Raw genomic sequence first — 13,653 nt, forward strand, 5'->3', positions numbered from 1 at the left:
CCGCCACGATGCGGGAGAGGTGCTGGCGAACGCGTAACCAATGGGTTACGCTTTTCGCGTGGACGAAGTGGCAGGGGCGATCGCGGATCCGGTGCGGCGGCAGATCCTGGTGCTGCTCAGAGAGGGGCGCCTGGCGGCCGGCGAGGTCGCCGACCGGTTCCCGATCAGCCGCCCCGCCGTGAGCCGCCACCTGCGCGTGCTCAGGGAGAGCGGGCTGGTCCGCGCGGAGCTCGTCGGCAGGCAGCGCTTCTACACGCTCGATCCTGATCGGTTCACCGAGCTCATCGCGTGGCTGGCACAGTTCGTCCGGCCCTCGGGCTGGGAGCACCACTTCGACGCGTTGGAGACAGAGGTCTACCGAACGCGCCGCGAACGCCGCACGGGCGGCGCCGCTGACAGCAGAAAGGCAGGCACGGCATGAACCGATTCCCCACCGGCCGACTGTTCCGCACGGAGTCCGGCAGCGATCTCGTCCTCACCCGCACCTTCCGCGCACCCGCCGAGGACGTGTGGGCCAGCATCACCGAGCCGGAGCGCACCGCGCGCTGGTTCGGCCCGTGGGAGGGCCAGGCCGGGCCCGGCCGGACGATCAAGGTCCAGATGTTGTACGAGGAGCAGCAGCCCTGGTACGAGATGCGCATCGACGCGTGCGAGCCACCGCGGCGGCTGGAGGTGTCCGCCGTGGACGAGGCCGGGTCCTGGCATCTGGAGCTGCTGCTGTCCGAGGCCGACGGCACGACGGAGCTGCGGTTCGTCCAGCACCTGGCCGACGAGGAGGGGATCGGCGAGATCGGCCCCGGCTGGGAGTACTACCTCGACCTGCTCGTGGCCTCCCGCGACGGCTCCCCCAAGCCGGACTTCGACGACTACTACCCGTCGATGAAGCCCTACTTCGACCAGCTGCGGGACACGGACGCGTAGCGGGAATCTGTCGGTGGCGGCTGGCACAGTGAGGCCGTGGCTCAACCGCTGAAAGACATGATCAACGCCCAGTCCGTGTCGGTGCTGGCCGACGGGCTGGCCGCCGCCTGGTCGCCCTTCCCCCGGGACCGGTTCGTGGGGCGGGCCCTGGACGGGCTCGACGGGCTGGAGTTGAAGGACCGGGTCAGGCACGTCGCCGCGGCACTGGCCAACGCGCTGCCGCTGCCCTATCCGCGGGCCGCCGAGATCGTGCGCGGCTGCGCCTCGCGGGCGGTGCTGGACATGTGGAGCGGCTGGCCCGCCACCGATCACACGGCCGTCCAGGGGCTCGATCACCTGGACGCGGCGATGGAGACGCTGGCGACGCTCACGCCATACTCGTCGGGCGAGTTCGCGGTCCGGCCCTTCCTGGAGCTTTACCGCGACGACGCGCTCAAGATCATGTATGCCTGGGCGGAGTCACCGGACGAGCATCTGCGCCGGCTGGCGTCGGAGGGGTCGCGACCGCGGCTGCCGTGGGCCACGCGGGTGAGCTGGCTGATGGCGCCGGGGCCGACGCTGCCCCTGCTCGACCGGCTGCGCGACGACCCGAGCGAATACGTCCGCCGCTCGGTCGCCAACCACGTCAACGACCTGGCCAAGGGCCATCCGGAGGAGGCGCTGGCGCTGCTGGCGCGCTGGCGTGCCGACGGCGGCTCGCACGTGGAGAAGGTGCTGCGGCACGCGGTGCGCGGGCTGCTGCGAGCCGGGCATCCTGAGGCGCTCGCGCTCGTGGGCGCCACTCCGGGCAGCGGCGCGGTGGACGTGCTCGCCCTGGAGTCGGAGGCGGTGGCCGTCGGCGAGAAGCTGGGCTTCTCGGTCACGGTCACGGCTGACGGGGCGGGGCCGCTGCTGCTCAAATACGCGATCCGGCGGCCGGGCTCGCGTCGCGTGTTCCACCTGGGTCAGCGTGAGGCGGACGGGGCCGGGGCGACGTTCACGTTACGGAAGAGCCATTCCTTCCGGCCGGTGACTACGCGCGATGAGCCGCCCGGGCCCAGGGAGCTCGACGTGATCGTCAACGGCAGGGTGGCCGCGACCACCGCCTTCACCCTGACACCTGCACCGTGACCTGGCCACCCTGACCCCGAGCACCCTGACCCGGCCGCCCCAGGTCACCGGTCGTGGCGGCCGTTGTGGAGGATCTCGTGGTCCCAGCGGGCGCGGGGCTGAATGTGCAGGCGCCAGTAGTGCTCGGCGATGTCGTCGGGATCGAAAGCCGTGCCCGGCGCGACGGGACCTGCCACGGTGACGGTGGCCACGTGCACACCCGAAGGGCCGTACTCCTGGTCGAGCAGCGCCACCAGCGTGCGCACGCCGCTCTTGCCCAGGGACAGGCTCGTGTACTGGCGCTTGGGCTCGGGCATGCCGCCGGTGATGATGAACGTGCCGCCGTCGCGCCGCGCCATCGCAGGCGCGACGTGGGCGGCCGCGATGAGCGCGCCGACCACGTTGACCGCCCAGGCGTCCAGATGGGCGCGTACGGTCGCCTCGCCGGGCGAGTCGGGCCGGATGATCGCGGCGTTGTAGACCACGACGTCCGGAGTGCCCAGATCGGCGGCCGACGCGTCCAGGGCGGCCCGCAGGGCCGTCTCGTCGGCGCTGTCGGCCCGATACGCCCGCACCTTATCGAGCCCCAGGGTGTCGCCCGTTCGCGAGACGAGGGCCACCGGCAGGCCCTCACGTGCGAACCGGCGGGCGACCGACCGGCCGATCCCTGGACCCGCTCCGATAATCACCGCACCCGGCATCATCGGCTCCTTCGCTTTGTTGGCAGTGGCAGACAAGGGGACGCTAAGGCGTCACATCGATGTGAAGGTCAAGCTCGGAGCGAGGAACATATGCGGATCGGCGACCTGGCCCATGAGACCGGGGTGAGCAGGCGGTTGCTGCGGTACTACGAGGAGCAGGGACTCTTGCGGCCTGTCCGGCTGCCCAACGGCTATCGCGAGTACCACGAGTCGGACGTCGCCGCCGTCCGCCACATCCGGACCCTGCTGGCCGCCGGGCTGCCCACCGCGGTCATCGGCCGGCTGCTGGACTGCGTCCATGACGACGAGGGCGGGCGGATGGTGCCGGTGGCCTGCCCCGGGATGATCATCCATTTGCGACAGGAGCGGCGGCGCATCACCGCGACAATCGAGCGTCTCCAGACGTCCCAGCGGCACCTGGACACCATGCTGGCCTCCGTCCAGGAGCAGCACGTTTGAAGCGGCCCCAGCCACCACCCGGGTCTCGACCGGCACCAGGCCCAGCCGAAGCGCCCCCCGATCCTCTGAGCGGCACCGAGCGCTCCCCCCAACAGCCCTCTTGGGGCACAATCGGGGCTCGTGAGCGAAACTCGCCAGCCAACCGTGGATTCGACAACGCAGGATCGTGACCTGGGCCGGGCACGCGAAGGGGACGATGCCGCCTTCGACCGCCTCATCTCGCCGCTGCGCCGTGAACTGCACGCGCACTGCTATCGCATGCTCGGCTCCGCCCACGACGCCGACGACGCCCTGCAGGAGGCCCTGGTGCGGGCCTGGCGCGGGTTGGCGCGCTTCGAGGGTCGCAGTTCGCTGCGTTCGTGGCTGTACACGGTGGCGACCCGTACGTGCCTGGATCTCGTCGAGACGCGCGGCAGGCGGGCCCTACCGGTGGATCTCGGCCCGGCCGCCGACCGCACCGTGGCCGACAACGCGCCGCGGACGGACGTGGCCTGGCTGGGACCGTACCCGGACACTGGCCCGGCCGCGCGGTATGAGGAGCGGGAGGCCGTCGAGCTGGCGTTCGTCGCGGCCCTGCAGCACCTGCCGGGCAACCAGCGAGCGGCGCTGCTGCTGTTCGAGGTGCTGGGATTCTCCGTCGCCGAGATCGCCGCCATGATGCGGACCACGACCACATCCGTCAACAGCGCGTTGGCGCGGGCCCGCAGGATCGTCGCCGAACGGGTGCCTTCCCCTTCCCAGCAGCAGACGCTGCGGACTCTCGGGGACGCCCACACGCGGGAGATCGTCGCCGGGTACGCCGCCGCGCTGGAACGCGGCGACGCCGGCGCTCTGGTCGCGCTGCTCACCGAGGACGTGACCTGGTCGATGCCGCCCATGCCGCACTGGTACCGCGGCCTGGCGGCCGTCACCGACTTCGCGGTACGGGTGCCGCTGACCTCGTGCGGCTCCTGGCGGCACCTCCCGGCGCACGCGAACGGCCAGCCGGCCGCCGCCTCCTACCTCTGGGACGACGCGGCCGGCGCACACCTGGCCTGGTCGATCAACGTGCTGACGCTTCGCGGCGACCAGATCAGCGAGATCACCTCGTTCATCGGCCGCGAGCACTTCCCGCGGTTCGGGCTGCCCGTGTCGCTCCCCTGACGGCCGCGCGCGTCGCTACCGCGGCGGCGACGGGCGCAGGTCGGTCCTGGCCGCGCCGGTGGCCTGGTCGAGCGGGAACGACAGGTGCTGGTGGGTCATCATCCAGGCGCCGTCCCGCCGCTCGAACACCCGCGTGCCCCGCGACCAGGTCTCGGACACCTGACCGTCCTCGCCTGCGACGCGGACGCGGTTGAGTCCCCACGCCACCGCGAGGTCCTCGCGTACCAGGATCTTCAGGTCGGGCACGTCGAAGCTCACATCGCCGGGGACGTCGAGGCCACGGGCGCAGACCTTGCGCACCTCGTCGACGCCGACGTACTCCAGGGGCGTCTCGTGCTCGTACGAGACGACGTCGTCAGCGATGGCGGTCATCATGCCGTCCAGGTCCTTGGCGGCGGTCTCGGCGTACCAGCGTTCGTGGACCTGCCGCACCTCCTCCTCGGCCGCGCCCTCATCCCCGAGGGGGAACGAGTGGTGCTCGTGGGCGACGACCCAGCGGCCGTCCTCCTTGCGCAGGCCGAGCGTCAGCCGCAGCCGGTATCCGGGGTTCGCCGCCAGCTCACCGGGGGTGCCGCAGCGCAGCAGGGCGTGGGCGAAGGCGACGTCGGAGCCGGCGGTGACGTCCAGGGTCTCGATCTCGAACGACGCGCCCTGCGCCTGCCACTGGAAGAAGCCCGGCCACGTCTCCTTGTACGCCTCGATGCCGTGCACGCCTTCGTAGGGCGGCGGCACGTCGTACATCACGATGTCGTCGGCGTGATCGGCGAGAACGCGATCGAGGTCGCCGGCGTGCACCGCCTCGGCCCAGCGCTCGATCAGCTCGCGGATCCGCTCTTCGTCGCCGGTCATGGTGCAGTCCTTTCGGTCGGTGGGTCCGTCAGGAGTACAACCTGGGCCGGGGCGCGAAATCATCGCGGCAATTCGGGCGGAAGGTCGAAGTCCGCGAACTCGGCCTCCAGGAACGAGACGACCTCGGCGATCCGGGTGCCGCGCACGACGATCAGGTCCACACCCGCCGGGACGTACGCGGCCCGCCGCTCGTCCCACATGTACGTACCGAACGCGAGCTGCCCGTTCGCCCGCGCGGGCAGGAAACGCCAGCGGCAGGTCAGCGGCCCCTCGGCCAGGAAGCCGCGGATGCCGTCGTGGCCCTGGTACCAGGCGGTCAGCGGCGGCATCGAGTACTTCGCGTCCTCGGTCAGCATGGCCACGATGGCGTCGATGTCGCCGGCCTCCCAGGCGGCGGCGTACCGGCGGGCCAGCTCCCGCTGCCCGGGCTCGCCCAGCACGTCGAGCGTCTGCCGCTGGCTCGCCTCCGGCAGCAGCTCGGCGAGGACCTTACGGGCCCGCTGCAGGGCGCTGTTGACCGCCGCGACCGTGGTGTCCAGCTGGTCGGCGGCCTCGACGGCGGCGTACCCGAGCACGTCCCGCAGCAGCAGGGCGGCCCGCTGCCGGGCCGACAGGTGCTGCAGCGCCGCGACGAACGCCAGCTCCACGCTCTCCTTCGCCACCGCGCGGGCCTCGGGGCCCAGCTCGGCCGTCCAGCCCATCAGCCGGTCCGGGTACGGCTCCAGCCACGCCACCTCGGCGACCGGCGCGGCCTCGGGGCTCAGGTCGGTGGGCAGCTCGCGCCGTCCCCGCCGCTCGATCAACGTCAGCGCCCGGTTGGTCGCGATCTTGTAGAGCCACGCCCTGAATGTCCCGCGGTCCTGGAACCGCGCCATGCTTCGCCAGGCCCGGTCCAGCGTGTCCTGCACGGCGTCCTCGGCGTCGTGGACGGAGCCCAGCATGCGGTAGCAGTGCGCGCGCAGCTCCTCCCGCAGCGGGCCGACCAGGCGGCTGAACGCGTCACGGTCGCCCGCCCGCGCCGCGGCCAGCAACTCCGCCGCGGGCGTCGTGGCCATCGCTTCGTCCCCTTCCGCCTCCTCCGTGGCCAAGCTACCTGAGAGGATCGCGGGCAGCGGGAGGCGTCGGTGACGCTCGCCGCCGGATCAGCGCCTCGACACCGTCGAGCAGCAGGTCGAGCCCGAATACGAAGTCGCCGTCGTCCACCCAGCCCTCCGCGCCGCGCATGGCGCCCGAGCGCATCGCCGCCGACAGGGCCGGGTAGGTCTCGGGGTCGAGCACCTCGGCCAGCACCTCGCCGTAGTCGGCGGCGCCCTTGATCCCGGATTCCTCCATCCGCGGGTCGCCGACCGCGTGGCGGAGGGCGGCGTCGGTGAGCGCGTATCCGGTCAGGGCGCTCGCCACGTTGATCTTCTCACCGTCGTCGAGCCCCGTGCCGTCGAGTGCCGCCAGAGCGCGGTCCAGCCACAGCAGCCGCTGCGGGCCCATCGGCGGCACGGGCGCGGCGGCCGACAACAACCACGGATGGTCGAGCAGGATGTCGCGCTGCGCCCGGGTCCACACAGCCAGGTATGCGCGCCAGGTCATGCCCCCGGGCTCGGGCGGCAGTGGCGCGGCGGCGTCGGCCATGGCCGTGAGCAGATCATCCTTGCTCTCGACGTACCGGTAGAGCGCCGTAGCCGCCACTCCCACCCGCGAGGCCACACTGGCCATGGAGACCCCGGCCAGCCCTTCGGCGTCGGCGATCTCGATGGCGGCGGCGGTGATGGTCGCCAGGTTCAGCCGCGGCCGCGGTCCCCGGCGCGTCACCGGCTCGCGTCCCCACATGCGTTCCACCACGGACGGCAGCGGCCGCTCCTGCGCCATGCGAACTCCTCCTTGACCCGCTCCTAGGATTGTGCATTACCTTAGAACTATGAACGACATACACAGTACGCCATTCACAGATGCCATCCGCGCGCGGGGCCTGACGAAGTCCTTCGGCGCGACCCAGGTGTTAGCCGGGATCGACCTGACCGTGCCCACGGGCTCGCTGCTGGCCCTGCTCGGCCCGAATGGGTCGGGCAAGACGACCACCGTGCGCATCCTGACCACGCTGCTCGCGCCCGACGGCGGCACCGCCACGGTGGGCGGGCGCGACGTGACGCGTGACGGCGTGGCGGTGCGCCGGGTGATCGGGCTGACCTCCCAGCAGGCCACGGTGGACGACCTGTTAACCGGCCGGGAGAACCTGGAGTTGTTCGCCGGTCTCCACCACCTGGGCGGGCGACGGGCGCGGCGGCGGGCCCGGGAGCTGCTGGAGCGGTTCGACCTGGCGGAGGCCGCGAACCGGCAGGTGGCGACGTACTCCGGCGGGATGCGGCGGCGGCTGGACCTCGCGGCGAGCATGGTGTCGGCGCCGCGGATCCTCTTCCTCGACGAGCCCACCACCGGGCTCGACCCGCGCAGCCGGGCCGAGTTGTGGTCGGTGATCCGCGAGCTGCTGGCGTCCGGGACCACGATCCTCCTCACCACGCAGTACCTGGAGGAGGCCGACCAACTCGCCGACCGGGTCGTGGTGATCAATGCAGGGCGGGTGGTGGCGGACGACTCGCCCGCCGCGCTGAAGCGGCAGGTCGGTGCCGAACGCCTGATCCTGCGCCTGTCCCGGGCTGAGGACGGCCCGCGCGCCCGGGCGCTGCTCGGGGCGTCCGCTGACGCGGAGGCCGGGAGTCTCACGGTGGCCGTCCACGGCACCGACCACCTGCGCCACACGCTCGACGCGCTGCACCGGGCCGGCGTCGGTGTCGAGCACGTGGAGCTGCGCACGCCCACGCTCGACGACGTCTTCTTCGAGCTCACGGCGGCCGCGGCATGAGCGAGCGCAGCGAGCGACCAATCAACACAACCGGGGTATCCGCTCATGGGGCCGACGGAGGAGGCCCCATGAGCGAGCGCAGCGAGCGACCAATCAACACAGCCGGGGTATCCGCTCATGGGGCCGACGGAGGAGGCCCCATGAGCGAGCGCAGCGAGCGACCAATCAACACAGCCGGGGTATCCGCTCATGGGGCCGACGGAGGAGGCCCCATGAGCGGGGTGCTGAGCGCCGCGGGCGACCTGCGCCGCCTCGCCGTCCGCGGCCTGCGGCGCGAGGTGCGCGTCCTCGACGGCCTCATCGTGAACATCGTGCTGCCCGTCATCATCATGGTGGTGTTCGTGTACGTCTTCGGCGGCGCGATCACCACCGGCTCCAGCGGGCTGGCCTACATCGACTTCGCGGTGCCCGCCGTGCTGCTCATGTCCGGCGGGTACGGGGCCGCGCTGACGGCCGTGAACGTCGCCGACGACATGACCGGAGGCATGATCGACCGCTTCCGCACCCTGCCGATCGGCGGCTGGGTGGTCCCCGCGGGGCACGTGGTCGCCTCCGTGGTCCGCAACGTGGCGGCCTGCGCTTTCGCCCTGGTCGCGGCCGTCATCCTCGGTTTCCGCCCGGACGCCACACTCGCCGGGTGGGCGCTGGTGCTGGGGCTGGTGGCGGCGTACGTGCTGGCGATGTCGTCGCTGGCGGTGCTGTGGGGGCTGCTGGTGAGGTCGACTCAGGCGGCCGGGGCGTTCAGCTTCGTCGTGTTGTTCCTGCCGTACCTGTCGGACGGGGTCGTGCCGGCCGAGACCATGCCGAGCCTGCTGCGGGACTTCGCCTCCAACCAGCCCATCACGCCGATCGTGGTGACATTGCGGGCGCTGCTCCAAGGCGAGCCCGTGGGGTCGCCCGGCGTGGTGGCGGCGCTCTGGCTCGCGGGCGTGGTGGCGGTGAGCGTGCCGATCGCGGCGGTGCTGTTCCGCCGCCGGACCTCGGCCTAGCCCGCCTCGGCGTTCATCGCACCGCCGGGCGGTTCACGCCGGCACCTCGGCCTCGGCGGTGCTCTTGTCCGCGCTGCGGCTGTCCCGGAGCACGAGCACCAGGACCGCGCACACCACCCAGAGGCCGGTGAGCAGCCCGCGTACCCATCCGGGCCCCAGCGGGACGAACGGGATCAAGTGCACCAGCCGATCGAAGGCGTCCGCCACAGCCAGCACGCCCACCAGAACCGTGAACCAGCCGAACACCGGCCGCCGGGCCCGCAGCGCCGCCCCCAGGCACAACCACCACGCTGCCATGAGCAGCAACGCCACCCCGGCCTGCCGTGGACTCCCCACTGCCGCCGCCACGACGTCGAGCACCAGCCCAGCCGTCCCGGCGAGGGTGCCCGCCACGATCAGCCGGTGCCTACGGCGGTTCCCTGACGGGTCGTCCTCCTCCCCGCCGATCCGTGCGGCCGCCTCCGGCCGCCGGCCCGCACCGGCCGTGACGTCGAACGAGGCGCCGAACGTGATCCGGAACGTGCCGCCGGAGAGGCGGGCGGCGCGGCGGGAGCGCCACCAGAAGAGCCCCACCAGCAGGCCCAGCACCACCGAACCTGCCAGTGCCAGGAGAGCCTCGACCGTGCCCAGTCCGGACGCGCCGAACCAGTCGCACCCGGCGGGCAGGCGGACCTCCGAGGCGCTGAAGTCGGCGCACATGTACAGCTTGATCAGCTTGACCGGCTCGGCCAGGATCCGGCGCGTCCCGCCCGACAGCTCGGGCGCCCGGTCGGCGCACACCGGCAGCACGGCGGGCGTGGACGTGCCCGTGTCGCCCTGCCAGCAGTTGCCGGCGCCCTGCCCGTCCCACCACACGTCCAGCCCGTTCGGCCGCCGCTCCCCCGCCGGCGTGACGCCGAAGACGTTGCGTTCGTACCGGTTGAAGTCCGAGGTGTCGGCCTGCTTGGCCAGGTCGGTCTCGCCCCTGATGAAGGCGGGCACGCCGAACAGCTGGAACGCCGCCCGCTGGTGCCCCCAGATCCGGTTGCCGGTGAAGACGTTGTAGTTGCCGCCCGCGACCAGGACGCCCGTGCCCGACGGGACCCCGACCTGAGGACAGACGACGCCCTGCTCGTAACCCCGCTGGGCCGGGGGCTTGGCGCAGGTGCCGTTCCGAAGGTACCGGTAGTAGTCGCGGTTGTTGTCGTAGATCTTGTTGTTCTCGAACCTGGCGTGGTTCTGCGGCAGGCCGGGGTGGGACGGCCAGAGGCTGTCCATCGTGGCGCCGACCATGTTGCCGTAGAACTCGTTGTCGTGCGCCCACACCGAGTCGCCGGCGGTGCCGGAGTAGCCGAGCGCGTTGTCGTGGCTCTTGCAGCGGCGGATCTCGATGGCGTAGCGGGGCACGTCGTGGCCGCGGCCGTCGTTGATGTCAGAGGCGCTGCCCGGATACAGGCCGCCGTCGCCGTTGCCGTACGACTCGCAGTCGGTGTAGAGGCCGTGGTCGCTGGCGAAGGTGAGGAAGCCGTACTCGTCGTTCCAGCGGGTGAGGACCTGGTCGATGACGAAACCGTCGGTTTCGAGCACGTAGAGGGAGTTGAACGTGGTGCGCTGCGCGGTGAAGTTCTTGAAGTAGACGCCGCCGGCGCGGTCGGCGCGGATGGCGTTGAGCTTGCGGTATTCGGCGTCGATGACGACATCCAGCGGGCCCGCGCCGGTGCCCTCGATCTGCAGATCCTTCTCGCCGAGGATGGCGACGAGGTTCTGGTTGTGCGGGCATTGGCGCTGCTGGTCGAAGCTGAGGATCTGGTATCCCCCGTGGTGCGCCCAGCGGGCGGGGAGCCTGGCGCAGTCGCCGGTCGGGGCGGCGTGGCTGGGTTCCTCGCGGTAGAGGCCGGGGAGGATGGCGATGGTCATTCCGGGGCGGTCGACCTGGTCAACGGCCTCCTGGAGGTGTCTCGCCCCGTTCTCCTGACATTTCGCGAAAAGGTCGCGGTTGCGCTCCTGGAGCTGCGCCGGAAATTTCGCGATTCTCCGCTCGAAGTCGGCCTGGTCGGGTTTGCAGACGAGCACATCTGGCTCCCCCGTCCGGAGCCGCGGGACCGTACCCGTGCCGTCGGGGAAGCTCACCTCCCGCTCCTCATGCGCGAAGGCGACACCGGCGGGTAACAGCAGACCTGACGCGAGCGCGACGACCGCCGCGATCCTCCGCATGGGGCCCATGACCGCGAGACTAGAACGATGCTCACGTCCTGCCCAGGCCCAGAGCAGTCGTCCGGCCGCTCCGCTTAGGGAGCCATGCCCGCCAGGGCCGCATCAACGATGCGTTCGGCAAGATCGACAGGAAGGTCCCCGGCAGGACCCCACTTGGTGTGCCACAGCATGGCGCCCGAGAGGATGGCCATGCCCAAGTCGACGTCGACGTCGGCCCGGAGCTCGCCGGAGGCGACGCCGCGTTCGATCACGCCGCGCAACGCCTGCCTGCGGGGCTCGACGGCGCGCTTGACGAAGCGCTCCAGCAACTGCGGGTAACGATCGGCCTCGCTCATCGCGATGTTCATCACGCACCGGCCGCGCTTGTTGCCGTGCTCCTGCCGCATCGCGTCGAGCAGGCTGATCAGATCGTCCCGCACCGACGTGCCGGCGAGGGGCGGCACCGGCGCCTTGAGCGTGGAGAGCGCGTCGACGACCAGGTCCTCCTTGTTGGACCAGCGCCGATAGATCGTCGTCTTGCCGACGCCCGCCCTCGACGCGATCGCCTCGATGGACAGCTCGGAGATGCCCATGCCCTCGCTGATCAAATCGAGGGTGGCGTCAATGATGGCCTTCTCGGCCTTCTCGCTTCGCGGGCGCCCGGCCGGACGGGCGGCCCCTGTTTCCTGGATCGTCATCGCGGTCTCACCGTACATCTCCACCGTGCCTTCGCCCTCCCCCGGTCAAGGGAGGGCACGGGGAACGGCGCGGCACGTCGGCCTCCCGATCTTGCCACCGGTTCATCTGTCCTCCTCTTGGCGTGAGATGGGCTGAATCCCGCGCCCGGATCAGGCGGGGGAGGACGTCAAACGGTGGCGGGTTCCTTCAACCCCTCCACCTGCTCCACGGGGCGCGGCTTGCCCGGCATCCACCTGGCCACGACCACGACGCCGAACAGTGCGATCGCGGCCGACACCAGGGCCGTGACGTGCATGCCGTTCACGAAGGCGGTGAACGCGGGCTGGATCAGCGCCTCGCCCCGCCCGCCGAGCCCCTCGGCGACGCCCAGCGTGGCCATGATGGACTCACCGGCGGAGTGCCGCACGTCGGCGGGCAGCGCGGCCAGCGCGGGCGCCATCTCGCCGCGGTAGCTGGACGACAGCACCGAGCCGAGCACGGCCACGCCGAGTGCGCCGGCGACCTGGCGGACGGTGTTGCTCATGGCCGAGCCGACCCCGGCCTTCTCCCTGGGGAGCGCCTCCATGATGGCGGTGGTGGCGGGCGGCATGATGTTGGCCATCGCGGCGCCCTGGACGAAGAAGATGACCTCGATGAGCAGGATCGGCGTGTGCTGGTCCATGAGCGCGTAGCTGGCCAGCGCCACGGTCACCACGCTCATGCTGACCGTGGCCGACAGCTTGGCCCCGAACCGCTCGTTCACCCGCTGGCTGAGCGGCGCGAAGATGAGCTGCGCGGCGGCGAAGGGGATCATCAGCGCGCCTGCCTGCAGCGGGGTGAAGCCCATCACGGCCTGCAGGTAGAAGGTCAGGAAGAACATCCCGCCCATCATCGCGAAGAACACGATGCCCATCATGCCGATGGCCGAGCTGAACTTGACGTTGGAGAAGTTGCGCACGTCGAAGACCGGGTGGTCGATGCGCCGCTCCCACCACACGAACGCGCCCAGCACCGCCACGCCGATCAGCGTGGGCACGATCACCTCGGCGCTCGCCACGGTGCCCAGGTAGCCGCCGCGGATGATGCCGAACACGAGGGCCACGAGGCCGATGATCGACAGCACCACGCCCACCGGGTCCAGTCTGGACGGCTTCGGGTCCTTCGACTCGGGCACGATGCCGGCGATGAGGAACAATCCGATGATCACGATCGGCACGTTGATCAGGAAGACCGAGCCCCACCAGAAGTTCTCGATCAGCAGGCCGCCGGTGATCGGGCCGATCGCCACCGCGAGCCCCACACCGCTGGCCCAGATGCCGATCGCCCTGCCGCGCTCGCTGGGCGGGAAGACATTGGAGATGATGGCCAGGGTCGCCGGCATGATCGCCGCACCACCGATGCCCATCGCCGCCCTGGCCAGGATCAACTGCATCGGATCCTGGGCGTAGGCGCTGGCCAGCGAGGCCAGGCCGAACAGCGCCATACCGATGAACAACATCCGCTTGCGGCCTGTCCGGTCACCGATCACACCGAACGTGAACAACAACCCGGCGAACACCAGCGTGTAGGAGTTGATCGCCCATTCCAGCTCGCTCTGCGTCGCCCCCAGCCCTTCAACCGGGTCGGCGATCGTCTTCATCGCCACGTTGAGGATCGTGTTGTCGAGCACGACCGCCAGCAAGCTGAAGACCAGCACGCCGAGGATCGCCCATCGGCGTGGATGTCCTGCGTTTGCATCCATGGGAGGCATCCTTAATTTCGATACGTCTGAGTTTCGCAACGACACCGTATCGCAAGC

The 13,653-nt window shown here is 71.0% G+C and carries 14 protein-coding genes; 7 read left to right on the plus strand and 7 right to left on the minus strand.

Going from position 1 to position 13,653, the window contains the following annotated elements; translation table 11 throughout:
* The first annotated feature begins 58 nt into the window (after window positions 1–58).
* Genes ACTWQA_RS18965 through ACTWQA_RS18975 form a run of 3 tightly spaced genes read left to right on the plus strand, consistent with a single transcriptional unit; the run spans window position 59 to window position 2,031 of the window.
* Window positions 59–421, plus strand: a complete 363-nt coding sequence (locus ACTWQA_RS18965; protein WP_443160511.1) for a metalloregulator ArsR/SmtB family transcription factor — start codon at window positions 59–61, stop codon at window positions 419–421.
* On the plus strand, window positions 418–921 hold the full coding sequence (locus ACTWQA_RS18970; RefSeq protein ID WP_443160512.1) for an SRPBCC family protein: 504 nt from the start codon (window positions 418–420) through the stop codon (window positions 919–921). The genes ACTWQA_RS18965 and ACTWQA_RS18970 overlap by 4 nt, the downstream gene beginning before the upstream one ends.
* 36 nt (window positions 922–957) lie before the next feature.
* A complete protein-coding gene (locus tag ACTWQA_RS18975; RefSeq protein WP_443160513.1) occupies window positions 958–2,031 on the plus strand; it encodes a hypothetical protein in 1,074 nt (357 codons plus the stop codon).
* A gap of 44 nt (window positions 2,032–2,075) precedes the next feature.
* On the opposite strand, the gene ACTWQA_RS18980 is transcribed toward ACTWQA_RS18975, so the two are convergent.
* On the minus strand, window positions 2,076–2,699 hold the full coding sequence (locus tag ACTWQA_RS18980) for an SDR family NAD(P)-dependent oxidoreductase (protein ID WP_443160514.1): 624 nt from the start codon (window positions 2,697–2,699) through the stop codon (window positions 2,076–2,078).
* Window positions 2,700–2,801: 102 nt separating this feature from the next.
* Here ACTWQA_RS18980 and ACTWQA_RS18985 point away from each other — a divergent pair, with 102 nt between their 5' ends.
* Together ACTWQA_RS18985 and ACTWQA_RS18990 are read left to right on the plus strand one after the other, a co-directional pair.
* A complete protein-coding gene (locus tag ACTWQA_RS18985) occupies window positions 2,802–3,170 on the plus strand; it encodes a MerR family transcriptional regulator (protein ID WP_443160515.1) in 369 nt (122 codons plus the stop codon).
* Between the two features lie 144 nt (window positions 3,171–3,314).
* The gene (locus ACTWQA_RS18990) at window positions 3,315–4,313 is read left to right on the plus strand and encodes a sigma-70 family RNA polymerase sigma factor (RefSeq protein ID WP_443160516.1); all 999 of its coding nucleotides are present in this window, start codon (window positions 3,315–3,317) and stop codon (window positions 4,311–4,313) included.
* 15 nt (window positions 4,314–4,328) lie between these two features.
* Here ACTWQA_RS18990 and ACTWQA_RS18995 read toward each other — a convergent pair whose 3' ends face one another.
* Genes ACTWQA_RS18995 through ACTWQA_RS19005 form a run of 3 tightly spaced genes read right to left on the minus strand, consistent with a single transcriptional unit; the run spans window position 4,329 to window position 7,025 of the window.
* Window positions 4,329–5,162, minus strand: a complete 834-nt coding sequence (locus ACTWQA_RS18995) for an SgcJ/EcaC family oxidoreductase (protein ID WP_443160517.1) — start codon at window positions 5,160–5,162, stop codon at window positions 4,329–4,331.
* A gap of 59 nt (window positions 5,163–5,221) precedes the next feature.
* A complete protein-coding gene (locus tag ACTWQA_RS19000; protein ID WP_443160518.1) occupies window positions 5,222–6,217 on the minus strand; it encodes a sigma-70 family RNA polymerase sigma factor in 996 nt (331 codons plus the stop codon).
* A 34-nt stretch (window positions 6,218–6,251) separates the two neighbouring features.
* Complete coding sequence (locus ACTWQA_RS19005; RefSeq protein ID WP_443160519.1) at window positions 6,252–7,025, minus strand: TetR/AcrR family transcriptional regulator; 774 nt, start codon at window positions 7,023–7,025, stop codon at window positions 6,252–6,254.
* A gap of 49 nt (window positions 7,026–7,074) precedes the next feature.
* On the opposite strand from ACTWQA_RS19005, the gene ACTWQA_RS19010 reads away from it, so the two are divergent.
* Both ACTWQA_RS19010 and ACTWQA_RS19015 read left to right on the plus strand, forming a co-directional pair.
* Complete coding sequence (locus ACTWQA_RS19010) at window positions 7,075–8,016, plus strand: ATP-binding cassette domain-containing protein (RefSeq protein ID WP_443160520.1); 942 nt, start codon at window positions 7,075–7,077, stop codon at window positions 8,014–8,016.
* Window positions 8,017–8,228: 212 nt separating this feature from the next.
* Window positions 8,229–9,005, plus strand: a complete 777-nt coding sequence (locus ACTWQA_RS19015) for an ABC transporter permease (RefSeq protein ID WP_443160521.1) — start codon at window positions 8,229–8,231, stop codon at window positions 9,003–9,005.
* A 33-nt stretch (window positions 9,006–9,038) separates the two neighbouring features.
* Here the strand turns inward: ACTWQA_RS19015 and ACTWQA_RS19020 are convergent, their stop codons facing one another.
* From ACTWQA_RS19020 to ACTWQA_RS19030, 3 genes are all read right to left on the minus strand, one after another.
* Complete coding sequence (locus ACTWQA_RS19020) at window positions 9,039–11,207, minus strand: right-handed parallel beta-helix repeat-containing protein (protein WP_443160522.1); 2,169 nt, start codon at window positions 11,205–11,207, stop codon at window positions 9,039–9,041.
* Between the two features lie 65 nt (window positions 11,208–11,272).
* Window positions 11,273–11,875, minus strand: a complete 603-nt coding sequence (locus ACTWQA_RS19025; RefSeq protein ID WP_443160523.1) for a TetR/AcrR family transcriptional regulator — start codon at window positions 11,873–11,875, stop codon at window positions 11,273–11,275.
* Window positions 11,876–12,042: 167 nt separating this feature from the next.
* Entirely contained in the window at window positions 12,043–13,596 is a 1,554-nt protein-coding gene (locus ACTWQA_RS19030) for an MFS transporter (protein ID WP_443160524.1), read from the minus strand.
* Window positions 13,597–13,653 lie beyond the last annotated feature (57 nt).

The organism is Nonomuraea sp. 10N515B (assembly GCF_052245915.1).
Classification (GTDB): Bacteria; Actinomycetota; Actinomycetes; order Streptosporangiales; family Streptosporangiaceae; genus Nonomuraea.